The organism is uncultured Dietzia sp., from assembly GCF_937873725.1.
Taxonomy (GTDB): domain Bacteria; phylum Actinomycetota; class Actinomycetes; order Mycobacteriales; family Mycobacteriaceae; genus Dietzia.
The window spans coordinates 1-21725 of record NZ_CALMYY010000014.1 but is presented as its reverse complement, the minus strand read 5'-3'; the positions used below and the strand labels follow the sequence as shown (position 1 = coordinate 21725).

General features: G+C 70.8%; 20 protein-coding genes and 1 pseudogene. 15 read left to right on the top strand and 6 right to left on the bottom strand.

What is annotated here, in order from left to right; all coding sequences use genetic code 11:
* The 5 genes from rpsB to Q0444_RS01015 all read left to right on the top strand — a co-directional run.
* A partial coding sequence (gene rpsB, locus Q0444_RS01035) for a 30S ribosomal protein S2 (RefSeq protein ID WP_299020705.1) occupies positions 1-785 on the top strand: 785 nt, incomplete at its 5' end.
* Between the two features lie 167 nt (positions 786-952).
* The gene (gene tsf / locus Q0444_RS01030; RefSeq protein ID WP_291081812.1) at positions 953-1777 is read left to right on the top strand and encodes a translation elongation factor Ts; all 825 of its coding nucleotides are present in this window, start codon (positions 953-955) and stop codon (positions 1775-1777) included.
* Positions 1778-2015: 238 nt separating this feature from the next.
* Complete coding sequence (gene pyrH, locus Q0444_RS01025) at positions 2016-2735, top strand: UMP kinase (RefSeq protein ID WP_291081810.1); 720 nt, start codon at positions 2016-2018, stop codon at positions 2733-2735.
* Positions 2736-2803: 68 nt separating this feature from the next.
* Positions 2804-3361 carry a ribosome recycling factor gene (gene frr / locus Q0444_RS01020; RefSeq protein WP_291081808.1) on the top strand — a complete coding sequence of 186 codons (558 nt, stop codon included), beginning with the start codon at positions 2804-2806 and terminating at the stop codon, positions 3359-3361.
* Positions 3362-3409: 48 nt separating this feature from the next.
* Positions 3410-4288, top strand: coding sequence for a phosphatidate cytidylyltransferase (locus tag Q0444_RS01015; RefSeq protein ID WP_299020700.1), 879 nt, complete (start codon positions 3410-3412; stop codon positions 4286-4288).
* A 47-nt stretch (positions 4289-4335) separates the two neighbouring features.
* On the opposite strand, the gene Q0444_RS01010 is transcribed toward Q0444_RS01015, so the two are convergent.
* Positions 4336-4767 carry a lipopolysaccharide assembly LapA domain-containing protein gene (locus Q0444_RS01010; protein WP_291081804.1) on the bottom strand — a complete coding sequence of 144 codons (432 nt, stop codon included), beginning with the start codon at positions 4765-4767 and terminating at the stop codon, positions 4336-4338.
* An 85-nt stretch (positions 4768-4852) separates the two neighbouring features.
* Here Q0444_RS01010 and rlmN point away from each other — a divergent pair, with 85 nt between their 5' ends.
* On the top strand, positions 4853-5962 hold the full coding sequence (rlmN, locus tag Q0444_RS01005; RefSeq protein WP_291081802.1) for a 23S rRNA (adenine(2503)-C(2))-methyltransferase RlmN: 1110 nt from the start codon (positions 4853-4855) through the stop codon (positions 5960-5962).
* A gap of 73 nt (positions 5963-6035) precedes the next feature.
* On the opposite strand, the gene Q0444_RS01000 is transcribed toward rlmN, so the two are convergent.
* On the bottom strand, positions 6036-6395 hold the full coding sequence (locus Q0444_RS01000; protein ID WP_299020695.1) for a DUF2631 domain-containing protein: 360 nt from the start codon (positions 6393-6395) through the stop codon (positions 6036-6038).
* A 165-nt stretch (positions 6396-6560) separates the two neighbouring features.
* Here Q0444_RS01000 and dxr point away from each other — a divergent pair, with 165 nt between their 5' ends.
* The 6 genes from dxr to Q0444_RS00970 all read left to right on the top strand — a co-directional run bounded on the left by dxr (position 6561) and on the right by Q0444_RS00970 (position 13585).
* Positions 6561-7724, top strand: a complete 1164-nt coding sequence (dxr, locus tag Q0444_RS00995; RefSeq protein WP_291081798.1) for a 1-deoxy-D-xylulose-5-phosphate reductoisomerase — start codon at positions 6561-6563, stop codon at positions 7722-7724.
* Between the two features lie 4 nt (positions 7725-7728).
* Positions 7729-8949, top strand: coding sequence for an RIP metalloprotease (locus Q0444_RS00990; RefSeq protein ID WP_291081796.1), 1221 nt, complete (start codon positions 7729-7731; stop codon positions 8947-8949).
* A 136-nt stretch (positions 8950-9085) separates the two neighbouring features.
* Positions 9086-10234, top strand: a complete 1149-nt coding sequence (ispG, locus tag Q0444_RS00985) for a flavodoxin-dependent (E)-4-hydroxy-3-methylbut-2-enyl-diphosphate synthase (protein ID WP_291081820.1) — start codon at positions 9086-9088, stop codon at positions 10232-10234.
* A 3-nt stretch (positions 10235-10237) separates the two neighbouring features.
* Positions 10238-11092, top strand: coding sequence for a GNAT family N-acetyltransferase (locus Q0444_RS00980; RefSeq protein WP_299020691.1), 855 nt, complete (start codon positions 10238-10240; stop codon positions 11090-11092).
* 73 nt (positions 11093-11165) lie between these two features.
* Positions 11166-12041 (top strand): type I methionyl aminopeptidase, encoded by an 876-nt coding sequence (map, locus tag Q0444_RS00975; RefSeq protein ID WP_291081793.1) that lies wholly within the window; start codon positions 11166-11168, stop codon positions 12039-12041.
* Between the two features lie 65 nt (positions 12042-12106).
* On the top strand, positions 12107-13585 hold the full coding sequence (locus Q0444_RS00970; RefSeq protein WP_299020686.1) for an NAD(P)/FAD-dependent oxidoreductase: 1479 nt from the start codon (positions 12107-12109) through the stop codon (positions 13583-13585).
* On the opposite strand, the gene mtr is transcribed toward Q0444_RS00970, so the two are convergent.
* Complete coding sequence (gene mtr, locus Q0444_RS00965) at positions 13582-14982, bottom strand: mycothione reductase (RefSeq protein ID WP_299020683.1); 1401 nt, start codon at positions 14980-14982, stop codon at positions 13582-13584. The genes Q0444_RS00970 and mtr overlap by 4 nt on opposite strands.
* Positions 14983-14987: 5 nt before the next feature.
* On the bottom strand, positions 14988-16025 hold the full coding sequence (locus Q0444_RS00960) for an alpha/beta fold hydrolase (protein WP_299020680.1): 1038 nt from the start codon (positions 16023-16025) through the stop codon (positions 14988-14990).
* Positions 16026-16198: 173 nt separating this feature from the next.
* On the opposite strand from Q0444_RS00960, the gene mqo reads away from it, so the two are divergent.
* A complete protein-coding gene (mqo, locus tag Q0444_RS00955; RefSeq protein ID WP_299020708.1) occupies positions 16199-17632 on the top strand; it encodes a malate dehydrogenase (quinone) in 1434 nt (477 codons plus the stop codon).
* Between the two features lie 53 nt (positions 17633-17685).
* Positions 17686-18912 (top strand): uroporphyrinogen-III C-methyltransferase, encoded by a 1227-nt coding sequence (cobA, locus tag Q0444_RS00950; RefSeq protein WP_299020677.1) that lies wholly within the window; start codon positions 17686-17688, stop codon positions 18910-18912.
* Between the two features lie 42 nt (positions 18913-18954).
* Here the strand turns inward: cobA and Q0444_RS00945 are convergent, their stop codons facing one another.
* Positions 18955-19704: a YaaA family protein gene (locus Q0444_RS00945; RefSeq protein WP_299020674.1), complete on the bottom strand. Its 750-nt coding sequence runs from the start codon at positions 19702-19704 to the stop codon at positions 18955-18957.
* 58 nt (positions 19705-19762) lie between these two features.
* Between Q0444_RS00945 and Q0444_RS00940 the strand changes: the two genes are divergently transcribed.
* Positions 19763-21514, top strand: a complete 1752-nt coding sequence (locus Q0444_RS00940) for a proline--tRNA ligase (protein ID WP_299020671.1) — start codon at positions 19763-19765, stop codon at positions 21512-21514.
* 22 nt (positions 21515-21536) lie between these two features.
* Here the strand turns inward: Q0444_RS00940 and Q0444_RS00935 are convergent.
* A pseudogene (locus Q0444_RS00935) lies at positions 21537-21725 on the bottom strand (hypothetical protein); the annotation flags it as partial.

Here is a 21725-nt window from a genome sequence, read left to right as displayed (position 1 = left end):
TCATCTTCACCGACCGCAACGGCATCTACATCATCGACCTGCAGCAGACGCTCACGTTCATCGACCAGGCGTACGAGTTCGTCAAGGAGACCGTCGCCCACGGCGGCACGGTCCTGTTCGTCGGCACCAAGAAGCAGGCCCAGGAGGCCATCGCCGAAGAGGCCGCGAAGGTCGGCATGCCGTACGTCAACCAGCGCTGGCTGGGCGGCATGCTCACCAACTTCCAGACCGTCCACCAGCGCCTCATCCGCCTCAAGGAGCTCGAGGCGATGGAGCAGTCCGGTGGGTTCGAGGGTCGCACCAAGAAGGAAATCCTCATGCTCACGCGTGAGATGACCAAGCTTGCGCGGACCCTCGGTGGTATGCGGGACATGACCAAGGTGCCCTCCGTGGTGTGGATCGTCGACACCAACAAGGAGCACATCGCCGTCGGCGAGGCCCGCAAGCTGGGCATCCCGGTCGTCGCGCTGCTCGACACCAACTGCGACCCGGACGTCGTGGACTACCCGATCCCGGCGAACGACGACGCCATCCGGTCGGTCAGCGTGCTGACCCACGTGATCGCGTCCGCCGTCGCCGAGGGCCTCAAGGCCCGCTCGCAGGCGGGCAAGGCCACCGGCGAGGAGGCCGAGCCCCTCGCGGAGTGGGAGGCCGAGCAGCTCGACCAGGTGACCGGCGAGACCGCCGCGCCCGAGGCCGAGGCACCCGCTGCCGAGGCGACCGAGGCGCCCGCCGCCGAGGCCGCCGCGACGGACGCCCCCGCGGTCGAGTCCACCGAGGCCTGATCCGTACCACCAGCTCGAGCACCGTCGGGCCCGGCCGCCCACGATCCCCAGCGGGGGTCATCCGGGGGCCGGGCCCGACGTGTCGGTGACGGAGGGCTCCCGTCCCCCGGCCGACGCCAACAACTTCCGACACATCACGAACCCCACTAGAGGAGGGTCGCCCCACCATGGCGAACTACACCGCTGCCGACGTCAAGCGTCTGCGTGAGCTCACCGGCTCCGGGATGATGGACTGCAAGAAGGCTCTCGAAGAGACCGACGGTGACTTAGAGAAGGCCGTCGAGGTCCTGCGCATCAAGGGAGCCAAGGACGTCGGCAAGCGCGCCGAGCGCACCACCGCCGAGGGCCTGGTCGCCGTCAAGGACGGCGTCATGATCGAACTCAACTCCGAGACCGACTTCGTGGCCAAGAGCGCCGAGTTCATCGCGCTGGCCGAGAAGATCGTCGGTGTGGCCGCAGCACAGGGCATCTCCGATCTCGACGCCCTGAACGCCGCCGAACTCGACGGTGCCACCGTCGCCGACGCCGTGGTCTCGTTCTCCGCCAAGTCGGGCGAGAAGCTGGTCCTGCGCCGCGTGGGCAAGCTCGACGGTCCCGTCGCCGTCTACCTCCACAAGCGCTCGTCCGACCTGCCGCCCGCCGTCGGCGTCATGGTCGCGTACGCCGGGGAGGGCGAGGCCGCCGAGGCCGCGGCCCGTTCCGCCGCCATGCAGATCGCCGCGCTGAAGGCGCAGTACGTCACCCGCGACGAGGTGCCCGCCGAGGTCGTGGCCAAGGAGCGCGAGATCGCCGAGGCCACCGCCCGCGAGGAGGGCAAGCCCGAGCAGGCGCTGCAGAAGATCGTCGAGGGTCGACTCAACGGCTTCTACAAGGACGTCGTCCTGCTGGACCAGCCCTCGGTCACGGACAGCAAGAAGACCGTCGGCGCGCTGGTCGACGAGGCCGGAGCCACGGTCACGTCCTTCCTCCGCTTCGAGGTCGGCCAGGCCTGATCCGGCCCCGAGCCCCCTTCGGGGGCGCTGCGCCGACGGCGGCACCCGGGACGCCCGGGTGCCGCCGTCGGCGTCTGTCCGAGCGGTCCGTCACGTCCTCCGCGGGCTCTCGCGTGGTGACGGGGGGGATAGGGCAGAATGGACGAGGTCCCACCAAGGGCCGCACTGCTCCTTGACGAGTTGGCGTCAGGGGGTCGACGCACGAGACGGGCGTGATCCGTCCGGGACGAGGAGAACGATGACCGACCCGCGGGACGGCTACAAGCGTGTGATGCTCAAGCTCGGCGGCGAGATGTTCGGCGGCGGCAGCGTCGGAATCGACCCCGATGTGGTGCAGTCCGTCGCACGCCAGATCGCCGAGGTCTCGCGGACGGGTGCGCAGATCGCGATCGTCATCGGCGGCGGGAACTTCTTCCGTGGCGCCCAGCTGCAGCAGCGCGGCCTCGACCGCGCGCGCAGCGACTACATGGGCATGCTCGGCACCGTGATGAACTGCCTGGCGCTGCAGGACTTCCTCGAGCAGGAGGGCGTGTCGACGCGTGTGCAGACCGCCATCCACATGGGGCAGGTCGCGGAACCGTACATTCCCCTGCGCGCCGAACGGCACCTGGAGAAGGGCCGCGTGGTGATCTTCGGTGCCGGGATGGGAATGCCCTACTTCTCCACCGACACCACCGCCGCCCAGCGCGCGCTCGAGATCAAGGCGGACGTGCTCCTCATGGCCAAGGCGGTCGACGGCGTCTACTCCGACGATCCCCGGACCAACCCGGACGCCGAGCTGTTCACGGAGATCGAGCACCGTGAGTGCCTCGAACGGGGACTGAAGGTCGCCGACACCACCGCGTTCAGCCTGTGCATGGACAACAAGATGCCCATCCTGGTCTTCAACCTCCTCACCGAGGGCAACATCGCGCGCGCGGTCGCCGGCGAGAAGATCGGGACCCTGGTGAGCAGCTGAGCCTGACCCGGCTGAGCCGGATCCAGAGACGCGCGAACCGCAAGTACGAGTGAACGGAAGGCAACCACATGATCGACGACACGCTGCTCGAGGCCGAGGACAAGATGGAGAAGGCCATCGAGCACGTCCGTGACGAGCTCGCCGCCATCCGTACCGGACGCGCCAACCCCGGGATGTTCAACCGGGTGGTGTGTGAGTACTACGGCACCCTGACGCCCATCACCCAGATGGCGACCATCGCGGCCCCCGAGCCCAGGATGCTCATCATCAAGCCCTACGAGATGTCGCAGATCGGGCCGATCGAGAACGCGATCCGGAACTCCGATCTCGGCGTGAACCCGACGAACGACGGGCAGGTCCTGCGGGTGACCGTGCCGCAGCTGACCGAGGAGCGGCGTCGCGACCTGGTCAAGCAGGCCAAGTCCAAGGCGGAGGACGGCCGCATCGCGATCCGCGGTGTCCGGCGCAAGGCGATGGACGAGCTCAAGCGGATCGACAAGGACGGCGAGGCCGGCGAGGACGAGGTCAACGCCGCCGAGAAGGAACTCGACAAGATCACCCACCGGTTCGTCGCGGAGGTGGACGAGATCGTCAAGGCCAAGGAAGGCGACCTGATGGAGGTCTGACCTCCCCGGTCAATCGATCATCCCCACCCGCAACTCGAGGAGAACGCCGTGGATATCGCTCCGTCCGGCCCGCCCGGGCCCACCGCCGCGGCCGCCACCCCGCCGTCGCGTGCCGGTCGGGACCTCACCCGTGCCATCCCCGTCGGCATCGGACTGGGTGCGATGGTCATCGCGAGTATCGCCTTCAACCCGAGAGCCTGGTATCTGGTCGCCGCCGGCGCGGTGGCGATCGGGACGTGGGAGGTCTTCAAGCGTCTCCGCCAGGCCCGGTTCACGCTGCCGCTCCTCCCGTTGCTCGTGGGTGGTCAGGCCATGGTCTGGTGTGGCTTCCTCGGTGGGGCCCGGGGGAGCTTCGCGGCGTTCGCCGCGACCACCGTGGTGGTGCTGGTCTGGCGCCTGCTGATGGCCGGGCTCACCGCGGCGCCGCAGAACTACCTGCGCGATGTCTCGGTCGCCGTGTTCGTCCTGGTCTGGATCGCGATCCCCGGATCGCTCGGCGCCATGCTCTCGGACGGCGACTACGGTGCCCAACGCGTGGTCGCGCTCATCCTGCTGGTCGTGTGTTCCGACGTCGGCGGTTACGCGGCCGGTGTGCTGTTCGGGAAGCACCCGATGGCACCCGCGGTGAGCCCCAAGAAGTCGTGGGAGGGTTTCGCCGGTTCGATGCTCTTCGCGATCGTCGGCGGCGCGCTGGTCGTGGCGCTGCTGTTCGATGACAGTGTCTGGAAGGGCGTATTGCTCGGGGTGCTCACCGTGTTCACCGCGACCCTCGGTGATCTCATCGAGTCGCAGGTCAAGAGGGATCTCGGCATCAAGGACATGGGCACGATGCTGCCGGGTCACGGCGGATTCATGGACCGCCTCGACTCCGTGTTGCCCACCGCCGTGGTGGTGTGGATCATGTTCACCTTCATCGTCCCGACCTGATCCGGACGACGTCACGGTCGTCGGACCAGGTCGGGCGACGTCCCGCACTAGTGCCGACGCGAGGTGAGCTTGCGTGTCTTACGGGCGCGCATCCGCAGCTGCAGGATCCGGAAGCCGGCGAACAGGGCCATGATGAGCGCCCCGGCGATGGAGGCGAAGAGGATCAGGACTCCGAGCGGGAGGCTGAACTGCAGCCCGAGGAGGCGGACGGCGGTCGACGCGGTGTTCTGGGCGATGAAGATCAGCAGCAGGATGGTGACGAGGGCGCCGAGGACGAGCCCCACCCAGGCGGAGCCCAGTCTGCCGGCCGTGGTGTCCGGGAGCTCGACATCGTGGTTGCGACGGCCGGATCGCGAGGCGTCCTCGGGGACGGTCGCGGGAGCGGGGGCGGGGGTGTCCTCAACCGGGGCGATCTCGGTCGATCCCGTGGTGGCGTCGGGGGCATCGGGAACGACGGGGTCGTGCGGGCGCTTGGTCATGCCAGGACTCTATTCCCTCCCGCCGGTCGGGGGCATCCGCTGGCGGTGTGTCGCGCGGGCTCGCATCTGACACAATGGCCGCACCATGGTTGAACCACTTCCCCTCGTCTTCGATGCCCCGCGCAGGGGCCTTCCCCCCCGACACTTCGCCGATCTCGACGCGGAGGGACGGGGAGCCGCGATGGGTGAGCTCGGCCTCCCCGCGTTCCGCGGTAAGCAGCTGGCCAATCACTACTTCGGTCGGCTCGAGGCGGACCCGGCCCTCATGACGGACCTGCCCGCGGGCATCCGCGACCGGGTCGGCGAGGAGTTGTTCCCCTCGCTCACGACCTCGCTGAGGCACATCTCGAGCGACGAGGGCACCACGCGCAAGACGCTGTGGAAGCTCCATGACGGCTCGCTCGTCGAGAGCGTCCTCATGCGGTACCCGGATCGGGCGACCGTGTGCATCTCCAGTCAGGCCGGATGCGGAATGGCGTGCCCCTTCTGCGCGACCGGACAGGGCGGGCTGCAGCGCAACCTGTCGGCAGCCGAGATCCTCGAGCAGGTGCGGGTGGCGGCCCGGTCGCTGAGGGACGGGGAGATCCCGGGCGGACCGGGCAGGCTGTCCAACGTCGTGTTCATGGGAATGGGGGAACCGCTCGCCAACTACAAGCGGGTGCTCACGGCGGTGCGGGGGATCATCTCGCCTCCGCCGTTCGGATTCGGGGTGTCGCAGCGGTCGGTGACCGTCTCCACGGTCGGTGTGGTCCCCGCCATCCACCGTCTGGCAGAGGAGGGCCTCCAGGTCACCCTGGCGGTCTCGCTCCACACCCCGGATGACGAGCTGCGGGACACCCTGGTTCCGGTGAACAACCGGTGGCCCGTCTCGGAGGTCATGGATGCCGCGCGTCACTACGCGGACGCCACCGGCCGGCGTGTGTCGATCGAGTACGCCCTCATCAGGGACGTCAACGACCAGACCTGGCGGGGCGAGATGCTCGGACGCCTGCTGGCGCAGCGGCTCGGGCACCTGGCCCACGTCAACCTGATACCGCTGAACCCGACCCCCGGCAGCGAGTGGGACGCGAGTCCGAAGCCGCAGCAGGACGCGTTCGTCGCCGCGGTCCAACGGTCCGGGGTGTCGTGCACGGTCCGTGACACCCGGGGTCAGGACATCGACGCCGCGTGTGGCCAGCTCGCGGCGGAGGGGTGATCGCGGGGCGGCCGACGAGAAGGGCCGCCACCGCGTGGTGCGCGATGACGGCCCTGCCCCGGGGTGTCCGGTCTCAGTGCGTGGTGCGCGCCGATCCGACGACTCCGGTCGCCGCCGCTCCGGTCACGGAGTAGTGGTCCGCGGGGACCTGGAACACGTCGTTCATCCGGGCGCTGTGGTCCTTCTTGGGACGCAGCGACAGGAACATCCAGATGGCGAGGAACGCGGCGATGGACACCAGCCAGATGTCCTCCACCTTGCCGACATGGTTGCCGACCATCATGGCCAGGAGGAACAGGACGAAGAAGCCGCCCACGAGCAGCCCCACCTTCCTGCTGTGGTGGTGCCAGCCCCACTCGACCGAGGGCTCGTCGACGGAACTGATCCCGTCCACGACGATTTCCTTGCTGGTGTGGTGCCCGTCGGTGCTCATGCTCCCCGGTTCTCCTCACGGCTCGCTGGCAGCCCTGCGGGCCGCCGACATCCCGCTCAGTTTGTCACATGTCCACCCGGGGCCCACGCGGAACCCGCCGGTGCGTGTCCCCCGGAGCGATCGGTCGATGCGGCACGGAGGGGTCCGGGTGTGGACAATGGTGGGGTGACCACCCGCGTTCTCGTCCTCGGCTCCACCGGCTCGATCGGCACCCAGGCTCTCGAGGTGGTCTCCGAGGCCACTCCCGGCCGGTTCGACGTGGTGGGCCTGGCCGCGGGGGGCGGGCGGATCGACGTGCTGGGGGAGCAGATCGCCGGCACGGGCGCCCGGTACGTCGCCGTGGCGGACCCCGCGGCGGCGGATCGAGTGCGCGCGGAGTTCCCCGACGTCACGGTGTTCGCGGGACCCGGCGCCGCGACCGAGCTGGTCCGGTCGGTGGAGGCGGACGTCGTCCTCAACGGGATCGACGGGTCGATCGGATTGGGCCCGACCCTCGCCGCGCTCGGGACCGGCGCCCGTCTGGCGTTGGCCAACAAGGAGTCCCTGGTGGCCGGCGGGGCCCTGGTCACCGGTGCCGCCGCCCCGGGGCAGCTCGTCCCCGTGGACTCGGAACACTCCGCCATGGCGCAGTGCCTGCGTGCGGGTTCCGCCGACGAGGTGGACAGACTCGTCCTCACCGCGTCGGGGGGGCCGTTCCGGGGTCGGACGCGGGCGGAGCTGGCCGACGTGACCGCAGAGCAGGCGCTGACGCACCCCACGTGGGCGATGGGTCGGATGATCACGCTCAACTCCGCGACGCTGGTGAACAAGTCCCTGGAGTTGATCGAGGCGCACCTGTTGTTCGGTGTCCCCTACGAGAAGATCGACGTGACCGTGCACCCGCAGTCGGTGGTGCACTCCGCCGTCACCTTCGTCGACGGCGCCACGATCGCCAAGGCGTCGCCACCCTCGATGAAGCTCCCCATCGCGCTGGCCCTGGGGTGGCCCGACAGGATCCCCGGTGCGTCGACCCCACTGGACTTCTCCCGGTCGCACACCTGGACGTTCGAGCCCGTCGACGAGGAGACGTTCCCGGCGATCGCCGTGGCCCGCGCGGCGGGCGCGGCGGGGGGCCTGAGGACGGCCGTGTTCAACGCCGCCAACGAGGAGGCCGCCCCCGCCTTCCTCGACGGGCGGATCCGGTTCCCCGAGATCGTGGACGTGGTGGCGGAGACCGTCGGCGCGGCGGACGAGTGGTCGTCCGATCCGCGCGATCCCGACGACGTCACGGCGGCGGAGTCCTGGGCCCGGCGCCACGCCGCCGCCCTGGTCGCGGGAAGGCGGGGCTGAGTCGATGATGGTCGTCGGGATAGTCCTCTTCGCCCTCGGGATCATGGCCTCGATCGTGCTGCACGAATACGGGCACATGAAGGTCGCGCTGTGGTCGGGCATGAGGGTCCGGCGGTTCTTCGTCGGCTTCGGCCCCACGGTGTGGTCGGTGAACCGCGGGGGGATCGAGTACGGGCTCAAGGCGGTCCCGCTCGGGGGGTTCTGCGATATCGCTGGGATGACGGCCTACGACGAACTTGCGCCGGAGGACCAACCGAAGGCCATGTGGCGCCAGGCGTGGTGGAAGCGGGTGGCGGTGCTGCTGGCCGGCCCCGCCATGAACATCGTCCTGGCGATCGCCCTGTTCTACACCGTCGCCCTCGGGTGGGGCCTGGTCAACCGCGACGTCCAGCCCATCCCCACGGACAGGGTCGCCGCCGTCGTCGGAGACACCTGCGCCGGCGCGGGACAGTGCGGGGTCGGCGTCGGCCCGGCCGGAGAGGCCGGGATCCTCGCCGGCGACAGGATCACCTCGGTCGACGGTCTCCCGGTGGACAGCTGGGACGACCTGTCCGAGGTCGTCTCCGCGCGGCCGGGCCGGGCCGTTCCGGTCACCGTCGAGCGGGACGGGGCCACGGTGACGACGACGGCGACGTTGACGGCCTCCACCACCGACGGGCAGGCGAGGGGAGCGCTCGGGGTGAGGCTCTCGGAGGAGGGCATCCCCCGGGAGATCCTCGACGACCCGGCCTACCAGACGGTCAACACCTACGGTCCGCTGAGCGCGATCCCGGCGACCCTGTCGTTCACCGGCGAGATGATCGAGGCGACGGTCGAGGGGCTCATCGCCTTCCCGTCCAAGATCCCCGCGGTGGCGGCATCGATCTTCGGCGCGGAGCGTGCGGACGACTCGCCCGTCTCGGTCGTGGGGGCGAGCCACATCGGGGGACAGGCGGCCGAGCAGGGGGCCTGGTGGCTGTTCCTGCTCTTCCTGGCCGGTCTCAACCTCTTCCTCGGTGCGTTCAACCTCGTTCCGCTCACCCCCTTCGACGGGGGTCACATCGCCGTGGTCTTCTACGAGAAGATCCGGGACGCCCTGCGCCGTCTGCGTGGACTCGCGCCGGGCGGACCCGCGGACTACGAGAAGCTGGCCCCCCTGACCATGGCCGTGTTCGTCCTCCTCATCGGCGTGTCCGCGATCGTCATCACCGCCGACTTGGTCAACCCCATCCTGCTCACCGGTTGAGCCGCGTCCACACCCACCTCGCACGCCCGGCCCGGAATGCGGATAATGGCGGACGGGACGCGCGAGCATCCGGCTGGCAGCCCCTACGGAAGGTCCTGTTGTGAACGAGTCCTCCTCCCTCCCCATCGGACTGGGCATGCCCGACGCACCGCCGCCGGTCCTGGCACCGCGCCGGACCACCCGGCAGCTGTTCGTGGGACAGGTCGGCGTGGGCAGCGACCACCCGGTGTCGGTGCAGTCCATGACCACCACCAAGACGCACGACATCAACTCCACGCTGCAGCAGATCGCCGAGCTCACCGCGGCGGGGTGCGACATCGTCCGCGTGGCCTGCCCCCGGCAGGAGGACGCCGACGCGCTGGCGACCATCGCGCGCAAATCACCCATCCCGGTGATCGCGGACATCCACTTCCAGCCCAAGTACATCTTCGCGGCCATCGACGCGGGCTGCGCCGCGGTCCGGGTCAACCCGGGCAACATCAAGGAGTTCGACGGCCGGGTCGAGGAGGTGGCCAAGGCGGCCGGCGCCGCCGGTATCCCGATCCGGATCGGCGTCAACGCCGGCTCGCTGGATCCGCGACTGTTGGCCAAGTACGGCAAGGCGACCCCGGAGGCGCTCGTCGAGTCGGCGCTGTGGGAGGCCTCGCTGTTCGAGGACCACGGCTTCGGCGACATCAAGATCTCGGTCAAGCACAACGACCCCGTCATCATGGTCGAGGCGTACCGCCAGCTGGCCGCGCGGTCGGATTACCCGCTCCACCTCGGGGTGACGGAGGCCGGCCCGGCCTTCCAGGGCACGATCAAGTCGGCCGTCGCCTTCGGCGCTCTCCTCTCCGAGGGGATCGGTGACACCATCCGGGTCTCCCTCTCCGCCCCGCCGGTCGAGGAGATCAAGGTCGGAACCCAGATCCTGCAGTCGCTCAACCTGCGGCCGCGCAAGCTCGAGATCGTCTCGTGCCCGTCCTGCGGGCGCGCCCAGGTGGACGTCTACACCCTCGCGGAGCAGGTCACCGCGGGGCTCGAGGGGATGAGCGTGCCGCTGCGGGTGGCCGTCATGGGGTGCGTCGTCAACGGGCCCGGCGAGGCCCGGGAGGCGGACCTCGGGGTGGCGTCGGGCAACGGCAAGGGGCAGATCTTTGTCAAGGGCGAGGTCATCAAGACCGTGCCGGAGGCGATGATCGTCGAGACCCTCATCGAGGAGGCGATGCGCATCGCCGAGGAGATGGGCGAGCCCGTCGGCGACGCGGTCGAGGGCGGTGGCCCCCAGGTCAAGGTCACGCGATAGGCCGTGACCGATACGGTTGCCCCGCCGGCAGGGGTCGGCGGGTGCCGTGAGGTCGGGGCGGGGGAGGCACGGGCGCTGCTCGGGGTCCTCGAGTCCGACCCGCTGGTGTCCGCGCCCGCGGCGGAGAAGTTCGCCGCGTCCGGCGCGGCCGCCGGGCCGGAGGGGCGATTCCTCACGCTCGGGGGTCCGGAACGCTCCCTGGTGTTCGTGGGCAGCGCGGTGCTCCCGCTGCGTGGCACCGCCGTCGACCTCCTCGCCCTGGGCCGGGCCGTCGCGGGCCTGGGATCCGGCCCGATGTCGGTCCACGGGCGGCGGGGGCTCGTCGCCGCGGTGTGGACGTCCCTCGAGACCAGCTGGGGGTGCGCCCGGGAGTACCGGGACTCGCAGTTCCTCATGGTTCTCGAGCGCCGCGTCGATCCGCTCCTCGTGTCGGCGGAGATCCGCCCGGCGACCCTGGAGGAGTTCGACCCGGTCCTCGCCGCCGCGGCGGCGATGTACCGGGAGGAACTGGGGTCCGACCCGTTCGCCGTCGGCGCGGGGATCCCGTTCCGGCGCCGCGTCGCGCGGTCCCTGACGCGGGGACGGACCTGGGTGGGGATCGACGACGACGAGGTGTTCTTCAAGGCGGACGTGGCGGCCATCTCCCCGCGCGTCGCCCAGATCCAGGGCATCTGGGTCCGCCCCGATCGTCGCGGTGCAGGACTCGGGACCGCCGGGACAGCGGCGGTGTGCGCCGCCCTCCAGTCCCGTCGGCTGACCCCCTCGCTGGTGGTCAACGGATCCAACGCCGCCGCACGCTCGGCGTACCGGCGGGGGGGGGGGACCGAGGCGGTCGACTACGCCACCGTCCTCATGTGACGGTGGCCCCACCGCGGGGTGGCATCGGGGCTCGGTCCCGGCCGAACATCCCGGCCGCCACTATCCTTGGACCATGACCACGTCGACCCGCCCGCCCCTCGTCCCCGGTGCCCCCACCCCGATCCGGACCGTCCCCGAGTCGATCCCGCGCCCGGAGTACGCCTGGCGCGATCGCGTGGACGAGGCGAACGGGGAGCCGTGGGTGCAGACCGCCGAGGTGATCGAGGCCATGCGCACGGCGTGCAGGATCGCGGCCGATGCGCTCGTGGTGGCGGGGGAGGCCGTGGCGCCCGGGGTGACGACGGACGAGATCGACCGGATCGCCCACGAGTACATGTGCGATCACCGCGCCTACCCGTCGACCCTCGGGTACAAGGCGTTCCCCAAGTCCTGCTGCGTCTCCCTCAACGAGGTGATCTGCCACGGCATCCCCGACACGACGGTGATCCAGGACGGCGACATCGTGAACATCGACGTCACCGCGTACATCGGAGGGGTCCACGGCGACACCAACGCGACCTTCCTCGCCGGGGACGTCAGCGAGGAGAACCGCCTCCTGGTGGAGCGGACGCGCGAATCCATGAACCGCGGCATCAAGGCCATCCGCCCCGGTCGGGAGGTCAACGTGATCGGCCGGGTGATCGAGTCGTACGCGCGCCGCTTCGACTACACGGTCGTGAGGGAGTTCACCGGGCACGGTGTCGGCCCCACCTTCCACAACGGTCTCGTCGTGCTGCACTACGACGACCCGTCCCGCACCGAGGTCCTCGCGCCGGGGATGACGCTGACCGTGGAGCCGATGATCTCCCTCGGCGGCCCCGGATTCGACGTGTGGGACGACGACTGGACGGTGACGACCGCGGACAAGGCGTGGACCGCGCAGTTCGAGCACACGGTGCTGGTCACCGACGACGGCTACGAGATCCTCACCCTGCCCACCGTGGGGTGAGCGGACGCGAGGTCGATCGTCGATGACGGCCTGCCGCGTGGACAACGCAGGGCATACTGTCCACCATGATCGAGACCCCCCGCGGACCCGTTGAGCAGATCGACGTCCTCGTCGTCGGAGCCGGCTTCGGAGGCATCGCCATGGCCGACCGGCTGTCACGGGACGGACGGGGGCGCGACTTCCTCGTGCTCGAGGCCGCCGACGAGGTGGGGGGTACCTGGCGGGACAACACCTATCCCGGATGCGCCTGCGACGTGCCGACCGCCCTGTATTCGTTGTCCGGGCACGCGCACCCCGGTTGGTCCCACTCGTTCGGTCGTCAGGCCGAGATCCAGGCCTACCTCGTCTCGGTCGCGGACCGGATCGGCCTCCGGGAGCGGCTCGTCACCTCGTGCGAGGTCACCGGTGCCCGGTGGGACGCGGAGGCCGCCCGGTGGGTGGTCGACACCGGCCGCGGCCGGGTGCGCGCGCGTCACCTCGTGGTGGCCACCGGTGCGCTCTCCACACCCTCGGTGCCCCGGCTCCCGGGGCTGGAACGGTTCGAGGGGGAGGTGTTCCACTCGTCGCGCTGGCGTCACGACGTCCCGCTCGAGGGCAAGCGGGTGGCGGTGGTGGGAACCGGCGCATCCGCGGTCCAGTTCGTCCCCGAGATCGCCGGGACCGCCGAGCACGTCACCGTGTTCCAGCGCACACCCGGGTGGATCCTGCCCAGGCTCGACCGGTCCATCCCGGAGCGGCGCCAGGCTCTCTACCGGCGCTTCCCGATTCTCCAACGGATCGTCCGGGGCAGGGTCTACGCGGGCCGTGAACTGTACGTCCTGGCGTTCACCCGTGCCCAGTTCCTCCTGCGGTTCTTCGAGTGGTTCGCCCGGTTCTACCTGTTCCTCAACGTCCGGGACCGGACCACCCGGACGGCGCTCACCCCGGACTTCTCGATCGGCTGCAAACGGGTGCTGCTGACCAGTCAGTGGCTCCCGGCGCTCACCCGGCCGGACGTCTCCCTGGTGTGCGGCGCCGCGTCGGCGGTGACCCCGCGTGGGGTCGTCGATCCCGGGGGACGGGAACACCCGGCCGACGTGATCATCTTCGGCACCGGATTCCAGCCGACCGAGCCTCCGATCGCCAGGCTCGTCACCGGCGCCGACGGGCGGACGCTCGCCGAACACTGGGACGGCAGCCCGCGCGCCTACAACGGCGTGACCGTGTCCGGGTTCCCCAACCTGTTCCTGCTGTACGGACCCAACACCAATCTCGGGCACTCGTCGATCGTCTACATGCTGGAGTCCCAGGCCGAGCACGTGCTGCGGCTGCTCGACCTGGCGGGACGGGACGCGCGGGGGACCGTCGAGGTGCGCGACCGGGCCGAGGCCGACTATGCCGACAGGATGGACCGCGAGCTGGCCGACACGGTGTGGAACCGGGGCGGGTGCTCCAGTTGGTACATCGACTCCCGGGGCAGGAACTCGGTGATGTGGCCGACGTTCACCTTCCGGTACCGGGAACAGGTGAGGTCGGTGGACCCCGCCGACTTCGTCGTGGGCTAGAAGCCCCGGTCGGGGAAGTCCAGACCGAGCAGGGCGTTCTCGACGACCTCCGCCATCGCCGGGTGGATCCAGTACTGCCGTCGCGCGAGCTCGGGGACGGTGATGCCGAACTCCATGGCCTGGATGAGGATCTGGACCAGCGACGGCGCGTGGGGACCCATGAGGTGCGCCCCGAGGAGCAGCCCGGTGGAACGGTCGGCGACGAGCTTGCAGCAGCCCGTCGAGTCCTCCATCGCCCAGCCGTAGGCGACGTCGCCGTAGTCCTGCACCTTGACCGTGACGTCGTGGCCGGCGTCGCGGGCCTCGGCCTCCGTCATGCCCACCGAGGCGATCTGCGGTGACGTGAACACCGCGTAGGGGACGAACCGGTGGTTGAAGGGCTGCAGGTCGTCCGGGTGCCGCAGGTTGTGCCCGAGCACCCGCTGCTCGTGGTTGGCGACGTGCTTGAGCTGGTACGGCGAGCTGATGTCCCCCAGCGACCACACCCCCTCCGCGGTGGTGCGGCCGAACTCGTCCACCCGGATGAGCTCGCCGTCCATCGAGACCCCGGCGGTGTCGAGCCCGAGCAGGTCGCCGTTCGGTGTGCGCCCGGTGGCTACGAGGAGCGCCTCTGCGGAGCAGCCGGAGCCGTCCTCGAAGGTGATGTCGACCCCGCGACGGTCGGGACCGGTCGCGGTCATGGTGGCGATCTGCTGCCCGAGGCGGACGTCCCACCGTCGGCCGGCCTGCGCGGTGAAGCGCTCGGCGAGTTCGTGGTCGAGGTGCTTGAGGAGCACGTCCGAGCGGCCGATCACGGTCACCGCGACCCCGAGCGAGGAGAAGACGTGGGCGAACTCGCAGGCGATGAAACCGGACCCCTGGATGATCATCGACCGCGGCAGTTCGGGGATCCGCATGATGTCGTCGCTGGTGTGGTAGGCCACCCCCGCCTCGGTGACGATCTCCGGTATCGAGGGCCTGGCGCCGGCGGCGATCACCACGGAGTCGGCGGTGATGATCTCGCCGGTCCCGGTGTCGATGGTGCGCGGGCCCACGAAGCTGGCGTGGCCGTCGTACACGGTGACGTTGGGGCAGCGGGTGCGCCGGTAGTCCTCCCCGCTGGAGGCGATCGGGTCGATCCGTCGGTCGAACACCCGGGAGACGATGTCCGGCCAGCGGACCCCGTCGAGGGTCGAGTCGACACCGTACGTCGAGGAGTGCGAGATCGCGGAGGCGGTGTCCGCCGCGTAGACGAACATCTTGGTGGGGATGCACCCCACGTTGAGGCACGTCCCACCGAAGCGCCCCTTCTCGCAGATCGCCACCGACTTGTCGGCGAACGACTCGTCGATCAACGAGTTGCCGCTGCCGGTCCCGATCACGATGAGGTCGAAATGGCGGGAGGGGGTCTGGGCCATGGTTGTCAGGACTCCTTGTTCTGGGGCGTGAGGACCCGGTCCACCCAGTCGCCGAGGTGGCCCAGGACCACCTCGAGGACGTCGGCGCGGGAGAGGAAGACATCGTGGCGGGCGCCCGCCCCGGGGGCGGCGGTGGCCCCGTCGGGGACGCGGACGGCGAAGCGCCCCCTCGACCGGACGTCGAGGGTGAGGGCCGTGTCCACGTCGACCGCCCCGCTCCGGCCGGGGGCTCCCACCGCCGACGCCGTGGACCGCAGCATGAGGACCGGGAGGGGGAGTCCGACACCGGACTGCAGCTGCTTCTGCGCGCGGCGGACCGCCGCCAGCCACCCGGCCCGGACGCCGACCCCGCCGGGCGGTTTGAGGGTGGTGTCGTACTGGAAGTCCCCGTCGAAGTCGACGTGGGTGCTCGCCACGTAGCGGTCCGAGGTCCTCAGCGGGAGACGGTAGTAGGGCCTGGCCGAGCCGAGGGTCCGGATGACGGGGTCGATGACCGGGCCGAGCAGAGCCCGGGCGCGGGCGGGGACGTCGAGTTGGAACCAGGGGGAGTTCAGGACGAGCCCCACGACGGGGTCCACCCCGCCCCTGTCGCGCCGCCGACCCAGCCACAGCGGGACCACCAGGCCACCCGTGGAGTGCGCCGCGACGAGGACGGGCAGTCCGGGATGCTCGGCGGTGATCACGGCCAGGGCCTGATCCAGCTCGTCGTCGTACCGTTCCAGGTCGGTGACGAAATGGGGGGTCAGTCCGTCCCGCCTCGACCGACCGCACTTGCGCAGATCCACGCCGTACGTCGCGATCCCGCGTCCGGCGAGGAACTCGGCGAGGTGGGTGTGGAAGAAGTAGTCCGAGAGGCCGTGGACCACCAGCAGGGCCGCGACGGGGTGGTCCGGCCCGTCCTCGTGGCGCACCAGCGTCGCCGAGATGGGGCCCTCGCCGTCCGGGTCGATCCCGAGGGGGAGCTCACGGCGGCGGTAGGACGGGCCCAACAGGTCGGGGGCCCACCGGCCGACTGATCCGGGGTCTGCTGGGGGAGAGGGCACGACGACCACCCTAGTCCGGTGTGTCCCGGGGGCGGACCGGTGAGTAGTCTTGGAGGCCGGTGAACGCCGGGCCCGGGGTCGGGTCCACGACCAAAGAGCGAGGGTGACCGGTGACTGCAGACCAGGTGGCAAGGCACGGAACGACGGACGTGGCGCTCATCGGCGCCGGCACCATGAGCGCGACGCTCGGGGCCCTGCTGCGTCGCCTCCAACCGGACTGGGACATCCAGGTCTTCGAACGACTCGAGGGGCCGGCCCTGGAGTCCTCGGACGCGTGGAACAACGCGGGAACAGGCCACTCGGCGCTCTGCGAGCTCAACTACTCGCCCAGGACCGCCGACGGCGACGTGGACATCTCCAAGGCCGTGAGCGTGAACGAGAAGTTCCAGGTCTCCCGGCAGTTCTGGTCCTACGCGGTGGAGAACACGATCCTCGGGGATCCGACCGAATGGATCCGCCCCGTCCCCCACATGAGCTTCGTGGCAGGCAGGGACGGGCAGGACTACCTGCGCGCGCGCTACGACAAGCTCGCCGGCCACCCTCTGTTCCCGGGGATGGGCCACACCACCGACTTCGCCGAGCTCGAGCGGCTCGTCCCGCTGATGGCGCGCGGGCGCAGCGCGGAACAGCCCTTCGCGCTCAGCCACTTCGAGAACGGCACCGACGTCAACTTCGGGGCCCTGACCAGGCAGCTCATCAAGTACCTCACCCGCACCGGCACCGAGGTCCACTACCAGAACCAGGTCAAGGACCTCGAGCGCAACTCCGACGGCACGTGGCGGCTGACGGTGGCCAATCGCCACACGGGCGACGAGCGCACGATCGACGCCAAGTTCGTCTTTGTCGGCGCCGGCGGCGGTGCGCTGCACCTGCTGCAGAAGTCGGGCATCCCCGAGATCAAGGGGATCGGCGGATTCCCCGTCGGCGGCCAGTGGCTGCGCTGCACCAACCCGGAGCTCGTCGAGCAGCACCAGGCCAAGGTGTACAGCCAGGCGTCCGTCGGCGCGCCCCCGATGTCGGTGCCGCACCTCGACACCCGCGTGATCGACGGCAAGAAGGGCCTGCTGTTCGGGCCGTTCGCCGGGTGGACCCCCAAGTTCCTCAAGATGGGCAGCTTCCTCGACCTGCCCTCGAGCATCCGGCTGGGCAACCTGCTGCCCATGGCCAACATCGGGCTCACGGAGATGGGCCTGGTCAAGTACCTCGTGACCGAGCTCGCCAAGAACCACGGCGCCCGCGTGGACACCCTGCGGGACTTCGTTCCGTCCGCCCAGGACGGCGAGTGGGAGAAGGTCATCGCGGGCCAGCGCGTCCAGGTGATCAAGCCCAACGGCCGCCGCGGCACACTGGAGTTCGGCACCGCCGTGGTCAACTCCGCGGACGGGTCGATCGCGGGGCTGCTCGGTGCGTCGCCCGGCGCCTCCACCGCGGTCGACGCGATGGTGGACGTGCTCAAGCGCTGCTTCCCGACCCGCTTCGCGGACTGGACGCCCGCGCTCGAGGAGATGATCCCGTCGCTCGGTCGCGATCTCGCGGCGGAGCAGGCCCTCTTCACCGAGCAGTTCGAGCGCTCGACCCGCACCCTCAAGCTGGACCAGAAGGCCTGACGCGACCGGGGTCGGGGCGGGGAGGACGGCCCGCGACGGATAGGATCGGCCCCATGATCCGGCCCGTGAACCCGTACCCCGTCGGCCTGGACCTCGAAGGCCGTCGCGTCGTGGTGATCGGTGGGGGATCGGTGGCGCAGCGACGGATCCCCGTCCTCTTGGACGCGGGCGCCGCGGTCCATCTGGTGAGCCCGGAGATCACGCCCACCCTGCAGGGCCTGGCCGACGCGGGTCGGATCCGGTGGGAGGGCAGGGAGTACCGCACCGGCGACCTCGAGGGCGCGTGGTACGTCGTGGCCGCCACCAAGGACTCCCTGGTGAACGCGCGGGTCGCCGCGGAGGCCGAGCAGAACCGCACGTTCTGCGTCCGATCGGACGCGGTGAACTCGGGCACCGCCGTGACACCCGCCGTCGTCCGCCGTGACGACATGCTGGTGGCCGTCCTCACCGGGGACCGCGCCCGCACCGCGGAGGCCAGGGAGGTCGTGGCGCGGGCACTGGGCGAGGCCGGGGTGGCGGCGCCCGAGGCGGCTCAGGAGCTGCGCGGGACCGTCGCGCTGGTCGGGGGCGGACCCGGCGCCGACGACCTCATGACCGTGCGCGGGAGACGGTTGCTCGCGCGCGCCGACGTGGTGGTGGCCGACCGGCTCGCCCCGCAGCGGCCACTGTCGGAGCTGCGCCCGGACGTGGAGATCGTCGACGCCGCCAAGATCCCCTACGGGCGCGCGATGGCCCAGGAGGCCATCAACGAGGTGCTCGTGGATCGGGCCCGGGCGGGGAAGTTCGTGGTCAGGCTCAAGGGCGGTGACCCGTTCCTCTACGGGCGCGGCTACGAGGAGGCTCAGGCCTGCGCCGCGGCGGGGATCCCCTGCACGGTCGTCCCGGGAGTCTCCAGCGCTCTCGCCGTCCCGGCCCTGGCCGGGATCCCCGTCACCAACCGCGGGATGACCCACGAGGTGACGGTGGTGTCGGGCCACCTCCCGCCCGGGCACCCGGAGTCGCTCATCGACTGGGAGGCCCTCGCCCGGATGCGCGGCACGCTCGTGGTCCTCATGGGCGTGAAGAACACCCCGGCCATCGCGGAGGCGCTCCTCGTGGGGGGGCGCTCCGCCGACACCCCGGCCGCGATCATCGTCGACGGGAGCCTCGACGGTCAGGCGACCTACCGGTGCACGCTCGGGAGCGTGGCGACCGCGCTCGAGACGGAGGACGTCCGACCGCCCGCGATCGTGGTGATCGGCCAGGTCGCCGGGCTGCCCCCCGCCCTCACCGCGGGCTGACCCCGGGCGGCCCCTAGCCCCCGGGGCGGTGACCCGCCCGGTTCACGGCCGCGTGACCATGGTGAGTACCGACTCCGAGGTGCGTTCGACTGTGTGCCCGGCCCGGCGCGCCACCCTGAGTACCGCCGCGACGTCGTCCATCTCCGCCCGCGAGGTGGCCAGGGTCCGCGCCAGCAGCCCCTTGTGGAACTTGGAGAAGTGCGAGACCACCTTGCGGGTGCCGTCCGCGTACTGGGTGACGACGTCGACCGTGACCGCCCCCGGGACGGGGCCCAACTGGCGGTATCCGCCCGAGCGCAGGTCCACCACCAGCGATCCCGCCCAGTGCGCCGTGGCCTCGGTGAGGGACGGCCTCCACGTGGCGCGCAGGGTGCCGAGGCCGGGCAGCCGGGCCCCCGCCGAGAGCCGGTAGTGCGGGATCGGATCGGCGGCCGCGATCAGTCCGAACAGCGCCGAGCCGATCCACAGCCGGGATTCCGCGCGTGATCGGGTGGCCGAGGTGAACGTGCGCTGGTCCAGGGCGTCGTAGAGGACCCCCGTGTAGCGCGTCAGGGCGGGGGCGGTGGGGGAGGTCCAGAGCCTCGCGTCGAGCTCCACCTCCTCGGCCAGCCCGTCGGGCAGGCCGAGAGCGGCGCGGGCGCCGACGGGGTCGGCGGTGCACATCCCGACGAGCGCCTCCGCCACGGTCCTCCGCGTTTCGGTGAGAGATGTCAGCGACAGTTCGGCCAGATCCAGCGGGCCACCCGAGCCGCCGACGGACTTGGTCTCGGAGGGCGAGAGGAGGATGCGCACCCGGCTGAGGCTACCGTCGCTCCGATCCCCAACCACCGGGCGGCTACGCTTGACCACCGTGATCACGCGTCTGTCCCACCTTTTCCTGCGCACCCTCCGCGACGACCCGGCCGATGCCGAGGTGTTGAGCCACAAGCTGCTGGTCCGGGCCGGTTACGTCCGGCGCGTCGCTCCCGGCGTGTACTCGTGGCTGCCGCTCGGCCTGCGCACGCTCCGCCGGATCGAACAGGTGGTGCGCGAGGAGATGAACGCCTCCGGCGCCCAGGAGATCAGCCTGCCCGCCCTCCTGCCCCGCGAGCCCTACGAGACGACCGGCCGCTGGACCGAGTACGGCCCCGCCTTGTTCCGGCTGAAGGACCGCAAGGGCAACGACATGATGCTCGGGCCCACCCACGAGGAACTGTTCACCCTCACGGTGCAGGGCGAGTACTCCTCGTACAAGGACCTGCCGGTGACCCTGTTCCAGATCCAGACCAAGTACCGGGACGAGGAGCGGCCCCGGGCGGGCATCCTCAGGGGCCGCGAGTTCACCATGAAGGACTCGTACTCCTTCGATCTCGACGACGCCGGGCTCGAGCGCTCCTACCAGGCACACCGCGACGCGTACCGACGCATCTTCGACCGGCTCGGGATCGAGTACGTGATCTGCGCGGCCACCTCGGGTGCGATGGGCGGGTCGGCCTCCGAGGAGTTCCTCGCGGTCTCGGCCGCCGGCGAGGACACGTTCGTCCGCTCGACCGACGGCGGGTACGCGGCCAACGTCGAGGCGGTCGTCACGCCCGCCCCGCCCGCGCGCCCCCTCGAGGGACTCCCGGACGCCCGCGTGTACGACACACCGGACAGCCCCACCATCGACGCGCTGGTGGCGTGGGCCGGCGGTGCCGACCTCGGGCGGGAGGTGACCGCCGCCGACACGCTCAAGACGGTGATGCTGAAGGTCCGTGCGCCGGGCAAGGAGTGGGAGCTGCTGGGCGTGGGCCTGCCGGGCGACCGCGAGGTGGACATGAAGCGCGTCGAGGCGGCGCTGGAGCCCGCCGAGGTCACCGTGCTCGACGACGCCGACTTCGCGGCCCACCCGTTCCTGGTCAAGGGATACCTCGGCCCCCGGGCGCTGGCGGCCCACGAGGTCCGATTCCTGGTCGATCCGCGCGTCGTCGAGGGGACCGCCTGGATCGCCGGCGCGGACGAGCCGGGCAAGCACGTGGTGGACATGGTCTGCGGACGCGACTTCACCCCCGACGGGACGATCGAGGCGGCCGAGGTGAGGGAGGGCGACGCGGCCCCGGACGGCCACGGCACGCTCACCCTCGCACGCGGCATCGAGATCGGCCACATCTTCCAGCTCGGCCGTAAGTACACCGATGCCTTCGGCTTCGATGTCCTCGGCGACAACGGCAAGCCGGCCCGGGTCACGATGGGGTCGTACGGGATCGGGGTCTCCCGACTCGTCGCCGTCCTGGCCGAGCAGTTCGCGGACGAGAAGGGCCTCGTGTGGCCGGCCGAGGCGGCGCCCGCCGACGTCCACGTGGTGGTGGCGAACAAGGACGCCGCCGCGGTCAGCGGCGCCGAGTCCCTCGTCGACGCCTTCGACAGGGCACGCCTGGAGGTGCTGTTCGACGACCGCAAGGCCTCGCCCGGGGTGAAGTTCAAGGATGCCGAGCTGATCGGGGTGCCCTGGGTCGTGGTCGTCGGTCGCGGCTGGTCCGAGGGGACCGTCGAACTACGTCATCGGGCGACGGGGGACGTCACGCAGGTGCCCGTCGAGGGTGCCGCCGACGAGATCGTGCGGCTGATCGGGGCCGGCCGCTAGTCGCCCGGGGGTCCCGCGGCGGTCAGGCGGGCGGCGGGAACCCGGGTAGCGCCTCGAACGGCGCTCCCGGGACGAGAGTCCGCCAGCGCGCGAGCTGCACCGCGGCGGCGGTGAGGGCCTCCAGGCAGAACCTGCGGACCTCGGGGGGCTCCGCGGCCCCGGCCTCCACCCGCCACGCCCAAGCCCAAGCCGCGGGGGCTGTGCGGCCGGG

Excerpts from the sequence above, each read along its gene's own strand:
- frr (WP_291081808.1), top strand. The coding sequence starts at position 2,804 with ATGATCGACGACACGCTGCTCGAGGCCGAGGACAAGATGGAGAAGGCC.
- mtr (WP_299020683.1), bottom strand. The coding sequence starts at position 14,982 with ATGGCCCAGACCCCCTCCCGCCATTTCGACCTCATCGTGATCGGGACC.
- pyrH (WP_291081810.1), top strand. The coding sequence starts at position 2,016 with ATGACCGACCCGCGGGACGGCTACAAGCGTGTGATGCTCAAGCTCGGC.
- Q0444_RS00990 (WP_291081796.1), top strand. The coding sequence starts at position 7,729 with ATGATGGTCGTCGGGATAGTCCTCTTCGCCCTCGGGATCATGGCCTCG.
- Q0444_RS01000 (WP_299020695.1), bottom strand. The coding sequence starts at position 6,395 with ATGAGCACCGACGGGCACCACACCAGCAAGGAAATCGTCGTGGACGGG.
- ispG (WP_291081820.1), top strand. The coding sequence starts at position 9,086 with ATGCCCGACGCACCGCCGCCGGTCCTGGCACCGCGCCGGACCACCCGG.
- cobA (WP_299020677.1), top strand. The coding sequence starts at position 17,686 with ATGATCCGGCCCGTGAACCCGTACCCCGTCGGCCTGGACCTCGAAGGC.
- Q0444_RS01010 (WP_291081804.1), bottom strand. The coding sequence starts at position 4,767 with ATGACCAAGCGCCCGCACGACCCCGTCGTTCCCGATGCCCCCGACGCC.
- Q0444_RS00970 (WP_299020686.1), top strand. The coding sequence starts at position 12,107 with ATGATCGAGACCCCCCGCGGACCCGTTGAGCAGATCGACGTCCTCGTC.
- rlmN (WP_291081802.1), top strand. The coding sequence starts at position 4,853 with ATGGTTGAACCACTTCCCCTCGTCTTCGATGCCCCGCGCAGGGGCCTT.
- mqo (WP_299020708.1), top strand. The coding sequence starts at position 16,199 with ATGAGCGCGACGCTCGGGGCCCTGCTGCGTCGCCTCCAACCGGACTGG.
- tsf (WP_291081812.1), top strand. The coding sequence starts at position 953 with ATGGCGAACTACACCGCTGCCGACGTCAAGCGTCTGCGTGAGCTCACC.
- map (WP_291081793.1), top strand. The coding sequence starts at position 11,166 with ATGACCACGTCGACCCGCCCGCCCCTCGTCCCCGGTGCCCCCACCCCG.